Origin of the sequence: Bradyrhizobium liaoningense (assembly GCF_018130955.1) — a bacterium.
Classification (GTDB): Bacteria; Pseudomonadota; Alphaproteobacteria; order Rhizobiales; family Xanthobacteraceae; genus Bradyrhizobium; species Bradyrhizobium liaoningense_C.
On sequence record NZ_JAFCJM010000054.1, the window covers coordinates 1 to 14,507 of the forward strand.

Sequence of the window (14,507 nt, forward strand, 5' to 3'; positions counted from 1 at the left end):
CTCTCCAGCAGATCAATCTGCTCAGAGAATCATATCCGCTCGACACTCGATATGGGAAAGAGTCACAGCCTCGTAGGGTGGGCAAAGGCGTGATAGCGCCGTGCCCACCATTCTACTTACATCGGTGACGAAAGAGGTGGGCACGCTTCGCTTTGCCCACCCTACGGCAATGGCGCGCTCAGTGACCTAGCTCAACGTCCCCGAATGCACCCACCAGCCGGGATGCTCGTGCCGGATCGTTTCGGCGGCACGGCGGGCATCCGCGGTGTTCTCATAGATTGCAAAGCAGGTCGCGCCCGAGCCCGACATCCGCGCGAGCCAGGCACCGTTGGTAGCGTTGAGCGCCGAAATCACTTCACCGATCGCCGGTTGAACGCGGGTCGCCGGCTCTTCCAGATCGTTCGAGCTTGTGGCGAGCGCTTCCACCCAGTCTTCGAGCGAGCCGCCGGCGTCCGGCCAGGACGGCGACCCGAGCACGTCCGTGACGCCGACCAGCAGCTCGCCGTTGCGTAAGCCCAGCGCAGCGAAAACATCCTTGGTTGCGACCGGAAGACGCGGGTTGACCATGACGCAGGGCATCGTCGGCACGCTCAACGGCAAAAGCTGCTCGCCGACGCCGGTCATGTCGCAGGCGCACGAGAGCAGGCACACCGGCACGTCGGCGCCGGTCGCGAGCGCAACCTCCTGGAGCCTGACATCGTCGAGCGAGAGGCCGTTGAGGCGCGCGAGCAGCCGGAGCGCCGCGGCAGCGTCCGCCGAGCCGCCACCGATGCCGGCCGCCACCGGCAGCACCTTGTCGAGCGCGAAGGCACCGACCTTGAGGCCGGGGATCGCATCGGCCAGAAGCCGCGCCGCCTTGAGCACGAGATTGTCGGCGGTCTCGCCGCAGAACGACGCGAGTGGTCCCGTGGTGGTGAGCTTCAGCTCCGCGCCCGGATCGAGCGTGAGACGATCGGCGCAGTCGGCAAACGCGACCACGCTTTCCAGATCATGATAGCCGTCGGTGCGACGGCCGATGACGCGAAGGCTCAGATTGACCTTCGCGCGCCCCTCTTCAATCAACGCCGGCATTGGCGACAAACCCCATCACGCTCTTGATCAGCCGCCCTTGCCATCGTCCTTCTTCTTCTCGGCCTGCGCCGCGGACGGGTTGGAATCCTCCGTCAGTCCGTTCGCAATCTTGGCCTCGATCTTCGGCAGATCGTCCGGCTCGGGCTTGAGATCGCGGGCGTGCGACCACTGGAATTTAGCCTCCAGCGTCCGGCCGACGCGCCAATAGGCGTCGCCGAGATGGTCGTTGATGGTGGGATCCTCGGGCTTGAGGTCGATCGCGCGCTCGAGGTTCTTCACCGCTTCCTCGTAATTGCCGATGCGATAGTAAGCCCAACCAAGAGAATCGACGATGTAGCCATCATCCGGGCGCTGCTCGACCGCACGCTTGATCATCTTCATGCCGTCGTCGAGGTTGATGCCCTGGTCGATCCAGGAATAGCCGAGATAGTTGAGGACATGCGGCTGGTCGGGCTGCAACTCGAGCGCCTTCTTCATGTCGGCCTCGGCCTTGCCCCACTGCTTGGAGCGCTCCTCGCAGATGCCGCGATAATAGTACCAGACGCTGTTGGCCTTGTCGTTGCCGGCCGGCAGCACGTCGACGCCGCGCGAATAGGTCGCGCCGCAATCGCCGAACTTCTTGCGGCCGCGCTCGATATTGCCGAGCGCCATGATGGCCTCGAGATCCTTGGGATCGTCGGTGACGACGCCCTTGAGGATCTTGATCGCATCGTCGGTGCGGTCGGCGGAATCGAGATCGACTGCGAGCTGGATCTGCGCGTTGCGCTTCAGCGGCGAGTTGGCCGGCACGCGCTCGTAGATCTTGATCGCCATCTGCGGCCGCTTCACCGATTCATAGAGATCGGCGAGCGAAAGCAGCGCCAGCGGATGACTGGGCTGGAGGTAGAGCGCGAGCTGGAGATAGACCAGCGCCAGATCCTCGCCGCCGCGGCGGGTCAGCGTGGCGCCGATGCCGTAGAGCGCTTCCGCGGCACCGGCTTGCGCGGAATCGATCAGCGGCGGCAGCTTCTTGCCGGCCTTGGTCTCGCGCAGGCCTTCCTGGATCAGCGGATGGCGGGCGAGCTTCTTGTCGAACGCCTGATACACGTTGATGGCGGAAGCTGAATCCTTGTTGCGCGACAGCCAGCGCGCATAGGCCTCGCTGATGCGCAGCATGGAATCGTCGAGCTTGTAGGCGCGCTCGAAGCGGGCGCCGGCATCCTTCTCCTTGCCTGACAGCTCGAGGATCATGCCGGCGTGGAGGTCCTTGAACAGCGGATACCATTCGGGACCGGTGAGCTTGTCGATGGTGGCGACGCCGCCCTTGGCATCGCCGGCGCCATAGGAAGCCCAGCCCGACAAGAGGGTCGCGACCAGATCGGTGATGGGCCCGCGGATCGACTGGGTGATGTTGGTCTGCGCGGCCGCGTATTTCTTCACCTTCAGATCGTGCACGCCGACGACGAGGCGCGCGACGCGGTTGGACTTGTCGATCGTGAGGATGCGCTCGGCGAGCTTGACCGCTTCCTCGATGTCGCCGTCGGCGACCGACGAGATGAAGGCGCGGTCGAGCAGCTCGTTGTTCTTGGGATCGGTGCGCAGCGCCGAACGATAGAAGGCAGCCGCCGACGACGCATCGCGCTCGACGCTGGCATGGCGGGCGGCAAGGTAGCTGCCGGCGCCGGTCAGCGACTTCAGATCGTTTCGGGTCGGAAACTGTGCCGCAGTGTCCGCCGGATGATCCGGCGTCTGCGCCAGGACCGCACCGGGGACCGCCACGAGAGCGGAGCCAGCGAGGGCCAGGGCGGCAACAGTCCAGCGGTTGAAACGATTTGAGAACATCAGGGCTCGCCTTGAGTTTGGGAGTAAAGGGTCGTCTCGCATGCGAACGCGACCGGCGGCATCGGGACCCGGAACCGTCATGGCCCGGAACAATGCCGCGTTTGGGCCGCATCCGCAAGGATTCGGCAGAGAATCGGGAGGCGATTTGGCATACGCCCCCGGCCGGCCAATTGCCTGCCCCAAAACGCTTTTACTGTGGCCTTATCGTGACCGGGACGGCCGTTCGCCGGTGCCGGCTCACGCGAATGTGCGTCACATTGCCCGATCGTTACATGGCCTCGTAGTTCGGCCCGCCGCCGCCCTCCGGCGGAACCCAGGTGATGTTGCCATTCGGGTCCTTCACGTCGCAGGTTTTGCAGTGGACGCAATTCTGGGCGTTGATCTGGAAGCGCGGAGCCGCGCCCTCCTCCACCCATTCATAGACGCCGGCCGGGCAATAGCGGTTCGAGGGACCGGCGAAGACGTCGTGCTCCGACGTCTTCTGCAGGTTCATGTCCGCGACCTTCAGATGGACCGGCTGGTCCTCTTCATGATTGGTGTTGGACAAAAATACCGACGACAGCTTGTCAAAGGAGATTTTTCCGTCCGGCTTCGGATAGGCCTTTGGCGTATGCGTGCTGGCGGTGTCGAGCGTGGCGCGATCGGGCTTTGCGTGTGACTGGGTGCCGAACAGCGAGGCGCCGAACAGCGTATTGCACCACATGTCGAAAATGCCGAGCCCGGCGCCGATGAAGGTGCCGAACTTCGACAACAGCGGCTTGGCGTTGCGGACGGGGTAGAGGTCCTTGCCGACGACGGAATCGCGCCAGGCGTTCTCGTACTCGACGAGCTCGTCATTGGCGCGGCCTGCACCGAGCGCGGCGTTGACATGCTCGGCTGCGAGCATGCCGGTGCCCATCGCATTGTGCACGCCCTTGATGCGCGGCACGTTGACGAAGCCGGCCGCGCAGCCGATCAGCGCGCCGCCGGGGAAGCTCAGCCGCGGCACCGACTGGTAGCCGCCCTCGGTGATGGCGCGCGCGCCGTAGGCGAGTCGCTTGCCGCCTTCGAGCGTCGCGCGCACCGCGGGATGGTTCTTGACGCGCTGGAATTCGTCGAACGGCGACAGATAGGGATCGTTGTAGTTGAGGTGGACGACAAAGCCGATCGACACCAGGTTTTCGTCGTAGTGATAGAAGAACAGACCGCCGCCGGTATCGTTCTTGAGCGGCCAGCCGACGGCGTGCTGCACCAGGCCCTTCTGATGCTTGGCCGGATCGATCTGCCAGACTTCCTTCAGGCCGATGCCGAATTTCGGCGGCTCGCTCTTGGCGTCGAGCGCGTATTTCGCGATCAGTTGCTTGGACAGGCTGCCGCGCGCGCCTTCGGCGAACAGCGTGTACTTGCCGAGCAATTCCATGCCGCGGGTAAAGGAGTCCTTCGGCTTGCCGTCCCGGCCGATGCCCATGTCGCCGGTGGCGATGCCTCGCACCGCGCCGTTGTCGTCATAAAGCACCTCGGCCGCGGCAAAGCCCGGATAGATCTCGACGCCGAGCGCTTCGGCCTTGCGCGCCAGCCAGCGGCAGACATTGCCGAGCGAGCCGATGTAGCAATGATGATTGTTCATCAGCGGCGGCATGATGAAGTTCGGCAGCTTGATCGCACTCGTCTCGGTGAACCAGAAGAAGCGGTCGTCCTTCACCTGGGTCTTGAGCGAGCAATCGGCGTCTTCGCGCCAGTCGGGGAAGAGCTTGTCCAGGCCCGCGGGGTCGATCACGGCGCCGGACAGAATATGTGCGCCGACCTCAGAACCCTTCTCCACCACGACGATGTTCAGATCGGCGTTGAGCTGCTTCAGCCGGATCGCGGCCGACAGGCCCGAGGGGCCGGCGCCGACGATGACGACGTCGAATTCCATGGATTCGCGCGGGGGAAGTTCTTCGGTGCTCATCTGATCTCAGCCCTTGAGACGGTTCCTTGGTCGTTTGCGCCCCCTTGTTTCCGATTTTTCCGGGTAGGACAACCTCGGAATTGCGTTCCGCTGGGATGCAAGGCGGCCCAAGGTGATATAAAAGTCAGACTTTCCCATGATGCCAGAACTCGCCCCCACCGTCCGCGAACTGCTTGCCTTCTATCTGGAGGCCGGCGTCGATTGCGCGCTGGTGGAGGAACCGGTCGATCGCCTGGCCGAGGCGGATGCCCCGCCGCCGGTGACGCGCGTGGCACCGCCAGTCGAAACGCCGCGTCCGGTTGCAGCGCCCGCGGTGATCCGCGGCGAGGCGGCGCCCGCGCCTGACGTCGCGATCGCGACCGCGCGCGAGGCGGCACGGACCGCGCCGACGCTCGAGGCCCTGCGCGAGCTGATGCAGAATTTCGACGGCTGCGCGCTGAAGAACACCGCGACGCGGCTGGTGTTCGCCGATGGCAATCCGCGGGCGCGCATCATGTTCGTCGGCGAGGCGCCGGGACGCGATGAGGACATCGAGGGGCTGCCCTTCGTCGGGCGCAGCGGCAAACTGCTCGACCACATGATCGGCGCGATCGGGCTCAACCGTACCACCGCCTATATCGCCAACGTCATTCCGTGGCGGCCGCCCGGCAACCGCACGCCGACGCCGCAGGAAACGCAGATCTGCCTGCCCTTCATCCAGCGCCAGATCGAGCTCGTGAATCCCGACGTGCTGGTGACGCTCGGCAATCCCTCGACGCAGACGCTGCTGTCGACGCGCGAGGGTATCATGCGCACCCGCGGCCGCTGGTTCGACTACGACACGGGTGCGCGCATGATCCGCGCGCTGCCGACGTTTCACCCGGCCTATCTCTTGCGGTCACCGGCCTACAAGCGGCTGGCATGGCAGGATCTGCGCGCGATCGCGAAGGCGCTCGCGCTGTCCTGACCTCATGCCCCCTTCGGCCGCACGATCGCCCAGCCGATGCGCAGCAGGCCCTGGCGGCCGTTGACCAGCCATTCGAAGGCGCGCGGCACCTCCGGCACGATGCCCGGAAAACGTTTTGCGATGTCGGGCGGCGGGGTGCCGGCGGTGTCGGAGGCGCGCCAGACCACGACGCCGCCGGTCTCCGCGAATTTTGCCGGCGAGATCCACGGCGTGCGCTCGGGCTCGGCATCGATGAGCAGATGCGGACGGCCGGAATGCAGCGCGATCAGGCTCGCGAGCTGCGTCTCGCCGGCGACCGCGCGCAACGGCCGGTTGGTCCGGCGGACAAAGCTGTCGTCGAAGAAATCGGAGATGGCGCGCGCCGGCATCGCGGTCGTGACCTCGCCGGTGCCGGTCCAGGGCAGCAGCAAGGTGGTCGCCACGACGGCGGCGGCCGGCGCTGCAACCGCGGCCGCCCACACCGTGCGCAGGACCCGCTGGCGCCGCATCGCGATCAGGTCGCCGGCCGCGACGATCACGGCAAGGCCGGACATGACCAGCGCAACACCGGCGCCGCCGATGACACGGTCGAGGCCGAACAGGCCGGAGATGACCACCGCAGCGAGGCCCGGCGCGAGGGCAAAGAAATAGACGAAGTTGCGCGCCAGAGGCTCGACCGGCGGACGATAGATGATCGGCGCTTCCTCGCCCTTGGCCGCGAACCACTTGCTGTTCAGCGCGGCAAGAACGAGCACGCCGGCTGCGGCCAGAACCAGGCTGCCGAGCAGCCAGGCCGTATTCAGCCCTCGCGCGTTCAGCTCGGCCAGTTGCGGCAGGGCCGGCAGCGTCAGCACGTCGGCCCGGATCACCCAGATCAGATAGGGCAGCGCCAGCACCGCGACCACGAGCAGCGCATAGAGCGGATCGAGCGCGCGCAACGTCCGGCGGCCGCCCGCCGTCGCGAGCGCAAAGACTACCAGCAGCAGCAGCAACCCGATCGCGGCTGAGGTGGTCAAGAGCAGCAGCCCGGCGGCGATCGACCAGGCGAACCAGGCATTGCCGCGACGCTGGCCGATCAACTGCCAGGAGTGGAGCAGCAGCAGCGCCCATAGCGGGCGCGCCAGCACCAGTGGACCGAATTCCAGCGTCGGCGAGGAGAACGCCAGCACGGTCATGCTCAGGAGCACCGCGAGCACCGCCTGCTGGGTGCCGACCACCGCGCGCGCCAGATGATAGAGCGAGATGAAGGTCGCGATGGAGCACAGCTCGGCCAGGACGTAGACGCCGAACATGTGGCCGCCCGCGGCGCGATAGGCGATGTCGGCGAGCCAAAAGGCGAGTGGCGGACCGAGATCGGTGCCGACCTGGTACTCGCGGCCGAACGCCAGCAGCGTCGCGAGGTTGCCGGGCGGGCTGCGGTAGAAGACGAGCGCCACGAACAGCCACAGCGCGGCCTGGAGCAGCACCACGATCCACACCACCAGCCGCGGGCGCGCGCGGATCAGCTCGATGACCAGGGAGGTAAACCGCATGCAACGCCCGAAAGATGCAGCCAACCCGTCGAAGCCGGCCCTATTCGCTCTGGTGTTTTGATAAAGGGCGCGGCCCGCCGTGGCAACGACAGTCTGCCCCTCTCCCCGTTCTTACGGGGTCGCGACGAGCTTCGCTCGCGCTGCCGCAAGTGGGGCGAGGCGCAGCAATGTTCTAGAGACCCGTGGACGCGTTGATCTCGGCGGGAACTTCCACCTGCACGTCCACCTCGACTTCCGCCGAGAACAGGTCGCGCTCGCGCTCCACCGTCCAGGGCATGTGCTTTTCGCGCGCGGCGACGACGGGGGCGAAGAAGCTGCGGTGGTGGACCGACGGCCCCAGACGGTCGAGCGCATCGAGGTGCTCGGGGACGGCATACCCCTTGTGCTGCTCGAAACCGTAGCCGGGGCAGTCCTGCGCCAGCGCGCACATCAGCCGGTCGCGCGTCACTTTTGCGATGATGGAGGCTGCGGCGATCGAGAGCACGATGCCATCGCCGCCGATCACGGCGTCGCAGTCGCAGGCGGTATCCAGCCGGTCGCGGCCGTCGACGAAGACGTGCCGGGGCGCCTCGGGCAGCGCGACCACGGCGCGCTTCAGCGCCCAGAGCGAGGCCCGCAGGATATTGTCGCGGTCGATGCGCGCGGGCGAGGCCACGGCAACGGAGACCTGCGCGGTGGCGCAGATCTTGTCGAACAGCTTTTCGCGCTCTTCCGCCGTCAGCCGCTTGGAATCGTCGATGCCCCTTGGAATCCGGTCGGGGTCGAGGATCACGGCGGCGGCGACGACTGGACCCGCCAGCGGACCGCGGCCGGCCTCGTCGCAGCCCGCGACCGGCCAGACCCCGCGCTTGATCAGCGCGCGCTCGCGGCGAAAGCTCGGCCGCGCGACCGTCGTGACGCCCTTGGCCGCCTTCTTCGGCGCGTCCTTGGTTTTGCTGGGGGATTTGTCCCGAATCATGGCCGGGATCGTGCGCAAGCAGGACGGCCCGCGCAACCGGGAACCCGGTGCAATTCCCGTTATTCAGCCAGATGCACCCGCCGGTCCTCGCCGACCTCGATGCCGGGCGCGACCACGACTTCCCAGGCATGGCCGTCCGGATCGGCGAAATAGCCGGAATAGCCGCCATAGTCGGTTTCATGCGCGGCCTTCAGCGGACTCGCGCCCTTTTCGAGCGCGAACGCCAGAACCGCGTCCACCTCCTCGCGCGAACTGCAGTTCCAGGCCAGCGTCACGCCGCGAAAGGTCGACGGCCGCGGCTTCTCGGGCACGGTGGCATCGGCCGCCAGTTGATCCCAGGGGAACAGTGCGAGCACCGGACCGCCGGTGTCGAAGAAGGCAACGGCCTCGCCGGTCGCCTTCAGCCTGCGCGCAAAACCCAGCTCTTCATAGAACGCGATGCTGGCGCGCATGTCGCTGACGCCGAGCGTGACGACGGTGAGCCGCGGCACCGGCGCAGGCAATGTCTTACTCATGATACGCCTCGTCTTGAATTCCGATCCTAGAACAGGCTGAGCTGCTCGCCGTTCGGCTTGGGCCTTGCGAAATGATCCGTCGTCAGTTTCGCGCGCCGCTTGTTCAGCCCGAGCTTGTCGCAGGCGATCTCGAAACGGCGGCCGATGGTCCAGGCCATCGGGCCGGTGCCCTTCATCCGCTCGCCCCACTTCGCGTCGTAGTCGCGGCCACCGCGCATGTCGCGGATCAGCGTGAAGACGTGGCGATAGCGGTCCGGATAATTTGCCATCAGCCATTCGCGGAAGAGGTCACGCACCTCCAGCGGCAGGCGCAGCAGCACGTAGGAGGCTTCCTTGACGCCGGCATGCGCGGCCGCATCCAGAATGCGCTCGATCTCGGAATCGTTCAGCGCGGGGATGACGGGCGCGACCATCACGGTGGTGGGAATCCCGGCATCGGACAATTGCTTGAGCGCCTCGAGCCGCTTCGGCGGCGTCGAGGCCCGCGGCTCCATGGTGCGGGCGAGCTTTGGGTCGAGCGTGGTGACTGATATCGCGACCTTGGCGAGATTGCGCTTGGCCATCCGCGACAGAATGTCGATGTCGCGCACGACCAGCGCCGACTTGGTGACGATGCCGACGGGATGCCCGGCGCGCTCCAGCACCTCCAGAATGCCGCGCATGATCTTTCGCTCACGCTCGATCGGTTGATAGGGATCGGTGTTGGTTCCGATCGCGATCATCCGCGGTTCGTAGCTGGACGCTGCGAGTTCCTTCTCCAGCAGCTCCGGCGCCTCGGGCTTTGCGAACAGTTTTGATTCGAAATCGAGCCCCGGCGAGAGGCCGAGATAGGCATGCGTCGGCCGCGCGAAGCAGTAGACGCAGCCATGCTCGCAGCCGCGATAGGGGTTGATCGAGCGGTCGAAGCCGATATCGGGCGAGTCGTTGCGCGTGATCACCTTGCGCGAGGTGTCGAGCGCGACACTGGTCTTGAACGGCGGCAGCTCCTCCAGGCTCTGCCAGCCGTCGTCGAAGGCGACCCGCGCCTCCGCCTCATAGCGGCCGCTGGCATTGGACTGCGCGCCCCGCCCCCGCCGGCGTTCGCGGTCGATCGCGACGCCAAGCTCGGGAAAATCGGCAGGAGAATCGGCAGCCGCACCCGCCGGCTCGGAGGGCGCCGTGACCGGCGGGTGCTTGAGGGCATGAGAGGATGCTCGACTCATGAAGCCAAGATAACACACAAAAAGAACAAATCAAGAACACAGAACAAGAATCCCGAAAACAACCCCATGCAAAGTAGCCGCCCGAACTTTGCGCCGGTCCTTTGACCTCTCGCAACACCGGCGTCACGGCCATCCCGTTTGATGGCGCAGCGGGATCGATCGCGCCGGAACAGGGTTGATGACGATCGCTGAGGTGAAGGTCAGCAGGAATATGACAAACCAACAACAATCGGGCGCCGCGAGCAGCGAACTCGACCTCCTCGATCGCTACTGGCGGGCTGCCAACTACCTCTCCGTCGGCCAGATCTATCTCCTGGACAATCCGCTGCTGCGCGAGCCGTTGCGGCCCGAGCACATCAAGCCGCGCCTGCTCGGTCATTGGGGCACGACGCCGGGGCTGAACTTCATCTACGCCCATCTCAACCGCGCCATCCGCACCCTGGACCTGAACGTTCTCTATGTCTGCGGTCCCGGCCATGGCGGCCCCGGCATGGTCGCCAACACCTATCTCGAAGGCAGCTACAGCGAGATCTACCCGGACATCGGGCGCGATGCGGACGGGTTGCGCAAGCTTTTCCGCCAGTTCTCCTTCCCCGGCGGCATCCCGAGCCATGCGGCGCCGGAGACGCCGGGCTCGATCCACGAAGGCGGCGAGCTCGGCTACGCGCTGGTGCACGCCTATGGCGCCGCGCTCGACAATCCCGACCTGATCGTCGCCTGCGTCGTCGGCGACGGCGAGGCCGAGACCGGCCCGCTGGCCGCCTCCTGGCACTCCGACAAGTTCGTCAACCCTATCAATGACGGCGCGGTGCTGCCGATCCTGCACCTCAACGGCTACAAGATTGCCAACCCCACGGTGCTCGGTCGCATGCGCGACGACGAGATCCGCGATCTCTTTCGCGGGCTCGGCCACGAGCCGCTGTTCGTCGAGGGCCATGAGCCCGCGCGTATGCACCGCGCGATGGCCGACGCGCTCGACGTCGCCTTCGCCAGTATCCGCTCGATCCAGCAGCACGCCCGAAGCGCAAGCGAACCGGTCGAACGGCCGCGCTGGCCGATGATCGTGCTGCGCAGCCCGAAGGGCTGGACCGGACCGAAGGAGGTCGACGGCCTCAAGGTCGAGGGTTTTTGGCGTTCGCATCAGGTGCCGGTCGCGGGCTGCCGCGAGAACCCCGCGCATCTCAAGGTGCTCGAAGACTGGATGCGGAGCTACGAGCCAGAAACGCTGTTCGACGTGAACGGTGCACTCGTTCCCGAACTCCAGGCGCTGGCGCCAAGCGGCGAGCGCCGCATGGGCGCCAATCCGCACGGCAATGGCGGTCTGTTGAAGCGCGAGCTCAAGCTGCCGGACTATCGCGACTATGCCGTTGATGTCCGCGAGCCTGGAGCTGCGACCGCCGAAGCCACGCGCGAGCTCGGCAAATTCCTGCGCGATGTCGTCAATCTCAACGCCGAGGCGCGCAATTTTCGCATCATGGGCCCGGACGAGACAGCCTCAAACCGGCTCGATGCCGTGTTCGACGTGACCGAGCGGGTCTGGATGGAAGCGATCAAACCTTATGACGTCCATCTCGCCCAGGACGGCCGCGTCATGGAGGTGTTGAGCGAGCATCTCTGCCAGGGCTGGCTCGAGGGCTATCTGCTCACTGGCCGCCACGGTTTCTTCTCCTGCTACGAGGCCTTCATCCACATCGTGGATTCCATGTTCAACCAGCATGCAAAATGGCTGAAGGTCTCGCGCGAGCTCGCCTGGCGGCGTCCGATCGCCTCGCTCAACTACCTCCTGACCTCGCATGTCTGGCGCCAGGACCATAACGGCTTCAGCCACCAGGATCCCGGCTTCGTCGATCTCGTCGCCAACAAGAAGGCCGACATCGTCCGCATCTATTTTCCGCCGGACGCGAACACGCTGCTGTGGATCGGCGATCACTGCCTGCGCACCTACAATCGCATCAACGTGATCGTTGCCGGCAAGCAGCCTGGGCCGCAATGGCTGTCGATGCAGGAGGCGGCGACGCATTGCGATGCCGGCATCGGCATCTGGCCATGGGCGGGCACCGAAGTTGCTGGCGAAGAACCCGACGTCGTGATGGCCTGCGCCGGCGACGTCCCGACGCTGGAGACGCTCGCCGCCGTTACGCTCCTGCGCAGCGCGCTGCCCGACCTCAACATCCGCGTCGTCAACGTCGTCGACCTGATGACGCTGCAGCCGCAGGAGCAGCATCCGCATGGCCTCAGCGGTCGCGACTTCGATGCAATCTTCACGCGCGACAAGCCGGTGATCTTCGCCTATCACGGCTATCCCTATTTGATCCATCGGCTGACCTATAAGCGCGCCAATCACGCCGGCATGCATGTGCGCGGTTTTGACGAGGAAGGAACCACCACGACGCCGTTCGACATGGTCGTGCTCAATAAATTGGACCGCTTTCATCTCGCGATCGAGGCGATCGAGCGCGTGCCCGGGCTCGCGACCAAGGCGGCGCATGTGAAGCAGCAATTCCGTGACGCGCTGATCGAGCACGCACGCTATATCCGCGAGCACGGCGAGGACATGCCCGAGATTCGAGACTGGATCTGGCCGAACAGCGCGAGAGGAACGACGCCGAGGCAACCCGGCGACTGATGTCGCACGGGCACAGCAGTCCGTAACGTCGGTTGCTACTTTTGTTGAACGCGATTGAGATAGTCGATAACGGCGAGAATGCGCGCTCGCACCACGACTTCCGGGCTTCGCTCCGGCCCGGCCAACTTCCAGTACGACGGATCGACATTGTGAGGCAGGTTGACAATGGGATTGAACCGTTCCCCCCAAATCGGCATTTCACGCGTGCCGTGAGCGGGAACCGGTTTCGATCCATATATGGTTTCATAGACAGCGTTCGTGGGGAAAACCCCGTTGTTGTTCCTGGCCAACACCGTCAAGTCGGGAGGCGGCGTCTTCAGCTGGTCGCTGACCGGCCCTTTTCCCTTTGCATCCACACCATGACAGCTCGCGCAGGAGGACTGAAATTCCGACTTGCCGATGTCAAAGTCTTCAGCCTGAGCCGCAGCAGCGAAGCCAACCGCAAGACTGGCGATTAGCAACCATTCCGCACCACGCCTTATCATCTCGCGCTCCGACGCCGGCCGGAAAGACCTTACCATCGCCGCTTCCTCCGACAGTTTGACGCACATCAAGACGGGCTTGCGGCCCGCGATAGCGTGACGCCGTCAGTTCTCCATCGCCTCATAGATCAGCTGCTTCACCGCCCTCTGGATGCGCTGGCGCTCCGAGGGAGTCTGCTCCAGCAGTACGAAGAACATGTCCTGCTTGCGGTCGATCACGAAATAACAACCGCTGGCGCCGTCCCATTTCAGCTCGCCGAGATCACCCGGCGGCGGCGGCTTGGCGTTGCCCGGATCGGTGCGCACGGCGAGGCCGAGCCCGAAGCCGAAGCCGTCACCCGGGAAGTAGAAATAATCCCGGTCGACGCCCGAACCCGCCCCGACCCGGTCCGTCGTCAACAGCTTGAACGCCTTGGGGCTGAGAATGGTCTTGCCCTCGTATGTGCCGCCGTCGAGCAGCATCTGCGCGAAGCGCGTGTAGTCCGCCATGGTCGAGACCATGCCGCCACTGGCGTACATCATCTTCTTCGGAATGGTCGGGTTGTTTTCGCGCCCCACCCGGAAATCGCTGTCGTTCGGCATCGGCATTGCGAGCAGCTTCTGCTTTTCCGGGTCCGTGACGAAGAAGCCGGTGTCCTTCATGCCGAGCGGATCGAGCAGCTCTTCCCTGTCGACCTCGATCAGGGACTTCCCGGACACGATTTCCATGATCCGCGCCAGGATGTCGGTGGAATGGCCATACTGCCAGAGTGCGCCTGGTTGATTATGCAGCGGCAGTCTTGCGATCCGCTCCGCGAACTCGGCGAGGTCGAAATCACCAGCATAGATATCGGCAGCCCTGTAAGCCTTGCGGACCAGGCTATCGCCATAGAAACCGTAGGTGATACCGGAGGTCTGGCGCATCAGGTCGAGCACTGTCGGCGGCCGGTTCGGCGGTACCAGTTCGAGCGTCTTGGTGCCATCGTCGGCTTTCTTCTCGATGCCGACCTTCACATTGGCAAAGGACGGAATGTATTTTGAGATCGGGTCGTCGAGCGAGAACTTGCCTTCATCGAGCATCTTCACTGCCACCACGCTGGTGATGGCCTTTGTCATCGAGAACAGGCGGAAGATTGTCTGGTCGGTGATCGGCGCCTTCGAAACCACGTCCTGCACGCCGAAGGATTCATGATAGACCGGCTTGCCGTGCTGTTGGATCAGCAGGATCGCTCCGGGAATTTTCCCCGTCGTCACCTCGTTGCGGAAGAAATCGCCGAGCTTCGCCAGCTTGTCCTTGTTGAAATGTGCCCCTGCGGGAATTTCAAACGTTCCCTCGGCCCGGGTCGAAGGAGCAGCCGCGACCAACAGCGCGCCGCATGCCAATAACCGCAACGCCTCAACTGGTTTCATCGCCGTCTCCCGACATTGCGCGAGTTTAGCGTGCTGCTCCATCGGCACAAGGGGCG

11 protein-coding genes are annotated in these 14,507 nt (G+C 65.0%); 2 read left to right on the forward strand and 9 right to left on the reverse strand.

Annotated features, from left to right (window positions below; translation table 11 throughout):
• Positions 1-186: 186 nt before the first annotated feature.
• The 3 genes from JQ632_RS30365 to JQ632_RS30375 form a co-directional block, all read right to left on the reverse strand.
• Positions 187-1,071 carry a 4-(cytidine 5'-diphospho)-2-C-methyl-D-erythritol kinase gene (locus tag JQ632_RS30365; protein ID WP_212406330.1) on the reverse strand — a complete coding sequence of 295 codons (885 nt, stop codon included), beginning with the start codon at positions 1,069-1,071 and terminating at the stop codon, positions 187-189.
• Positions 1,072-1,098: 27 nt separating this feature from the next.
• Positions 1,099-2,892 carry a tetratricopeptide repeat protein gene (locus tag JQ632_RS30370; protein WP_212406331.1) on the reverse strand — a complete coding sequence of 598 codons (1,794 nt, stop codon included), beginning with the start codon at positions 2,890-2,892 and terminating at the stop codon, positions 1,099-1,101.
• A gap of 268 nt (positions 2,893-3,160) precedes the next feature.
• Positions 3,161-4,822, reverse strand: a complete 1,662-nt coding sequence (locus JQ632_RS30375) for an electron transfer flavoprotein-ubiquinone oxidoreductase (RefSeq protein WP_212406332.1) — start codon at positions 4,820-4,822, stop codon at positions 3,161-3,163.
• A gap of 136 nt (positions 4,823-4,958) precedes the next feature.
• On the opposite strand from JQ632_RS30375, the gene JQ632_RS30380 reads away from it, so the two are divergent.
• Positions 4,959-5,768: a uracil-DNA glycosylase gene (locus tag JQ632_RS30380; protein WP_212406333.1), complete on the forward strand. Its 810-nt coding sequence runs from the start codon at positions 4,959-4,961 to the stop codon at positions 5,766-5,768.
• Between the two features lie 2 nt (positions 5,769-5,770).
• Here JQ632_RS30380 and JQ632_RS30385 read toward each other — a convergent pair whose 3' ends face one another.
• The 4 genes from JQ632_RS30385 to JQ632_RS30400 form a co-directional block, all read right to left on the reverse strand.
• Entirely contained in the window at positions 5,771-7,279 is a 1,509-nt protein-coding gene (locus JQ632_RS30385) for a glycosyltransferase family 39 protein (protein WP_212406334.1), read from the reverse strand.
• Between the two features lie 172 nt (positions 7,280-7,451).
• The gene (locus JQ632_RS30390; protein ID WP_212406335.1) at positions 7,452-8,237 is read right to left on the reverse strand and encodes a ribonuclease HII; all 786 of its coding nucleotides are present in this window, start codon (positions 8,235-8,237) and stop codon (positions 7,452-7,454) included.
• Positions 8,238-8,296: 59 nt separating this feature from the next.
• Positions 8,297-8,752, reverse strand: coding sequence for a VOC family protein (locus tag JQ632_RS30395; protein ID WP_212406336.1), 456 nt, complete (start codon positions 8,750-8,752; stop codon positions 8,297-8,299).
• Positions 8,753-8,778: 26 nt separating this feature from the next.
• A complete protein-coding gene (locus JQ632_RS30400) occupies positions 8,779-9,954 on the reverse strand; it encodes a PA0069 family radical SAM protein (protein WP_212406337.1) in 1,176 nt (391 codons plus the stop codon).
• A gap of 211 nt (positions 9,955-10,165) precedes the next feature.
• Here JQ632_RS30400 and JQ632_RS30405 point away from each other — a divergent pair, with 211 nt between their 5' ends.
• Positions 10,166-12,580 carry a phosphoketolase gene (locus JQ632_RS30405; protein WP_212406338.1) on the forward strand — a complete coding sequence of 805 codons (2,415 nt, stop codon included), beginning with the start codon at positions 10,166-10,168 and terminating at the stop codon, positions 12,578-12,580.
• A 35-nt stretch (positions 12,581-12,615) separates the two neighbouring features.
• Here the strand turns inward: JQ632_RS30405 and JQ632_RS30410 are convergent, their stop codons facing one another.
• Together JQ632_RS30410 and JQ632_RS30415 are read right to left on the reverse strand one after the other, a co-directional pair.
• Positions 12,616-13,131, reverse strand: a complete 516-nt coding sequence (locus tag JQ632_RS30410; protein WP_249152645.1) for a cytochrome c — start codon at positions 13,129-13,131, stop codon at positions 12,616-12,618.
• A 36-nt stretch (positions 13,132-13,167) separates the two neighbouring features.
• Complete coding sequence (locus JQ632_RS30415) at positions 13,168-14,451, reverse strand: serine hydrolase (RefSeq protein WP_212406339.1); 1,284 nt, start codon at positions 14,449-14,451, stop codon at positions 13,168-13,170.
• Positions 14,452-14,507 lie beyond the last annotated feature (56 nt).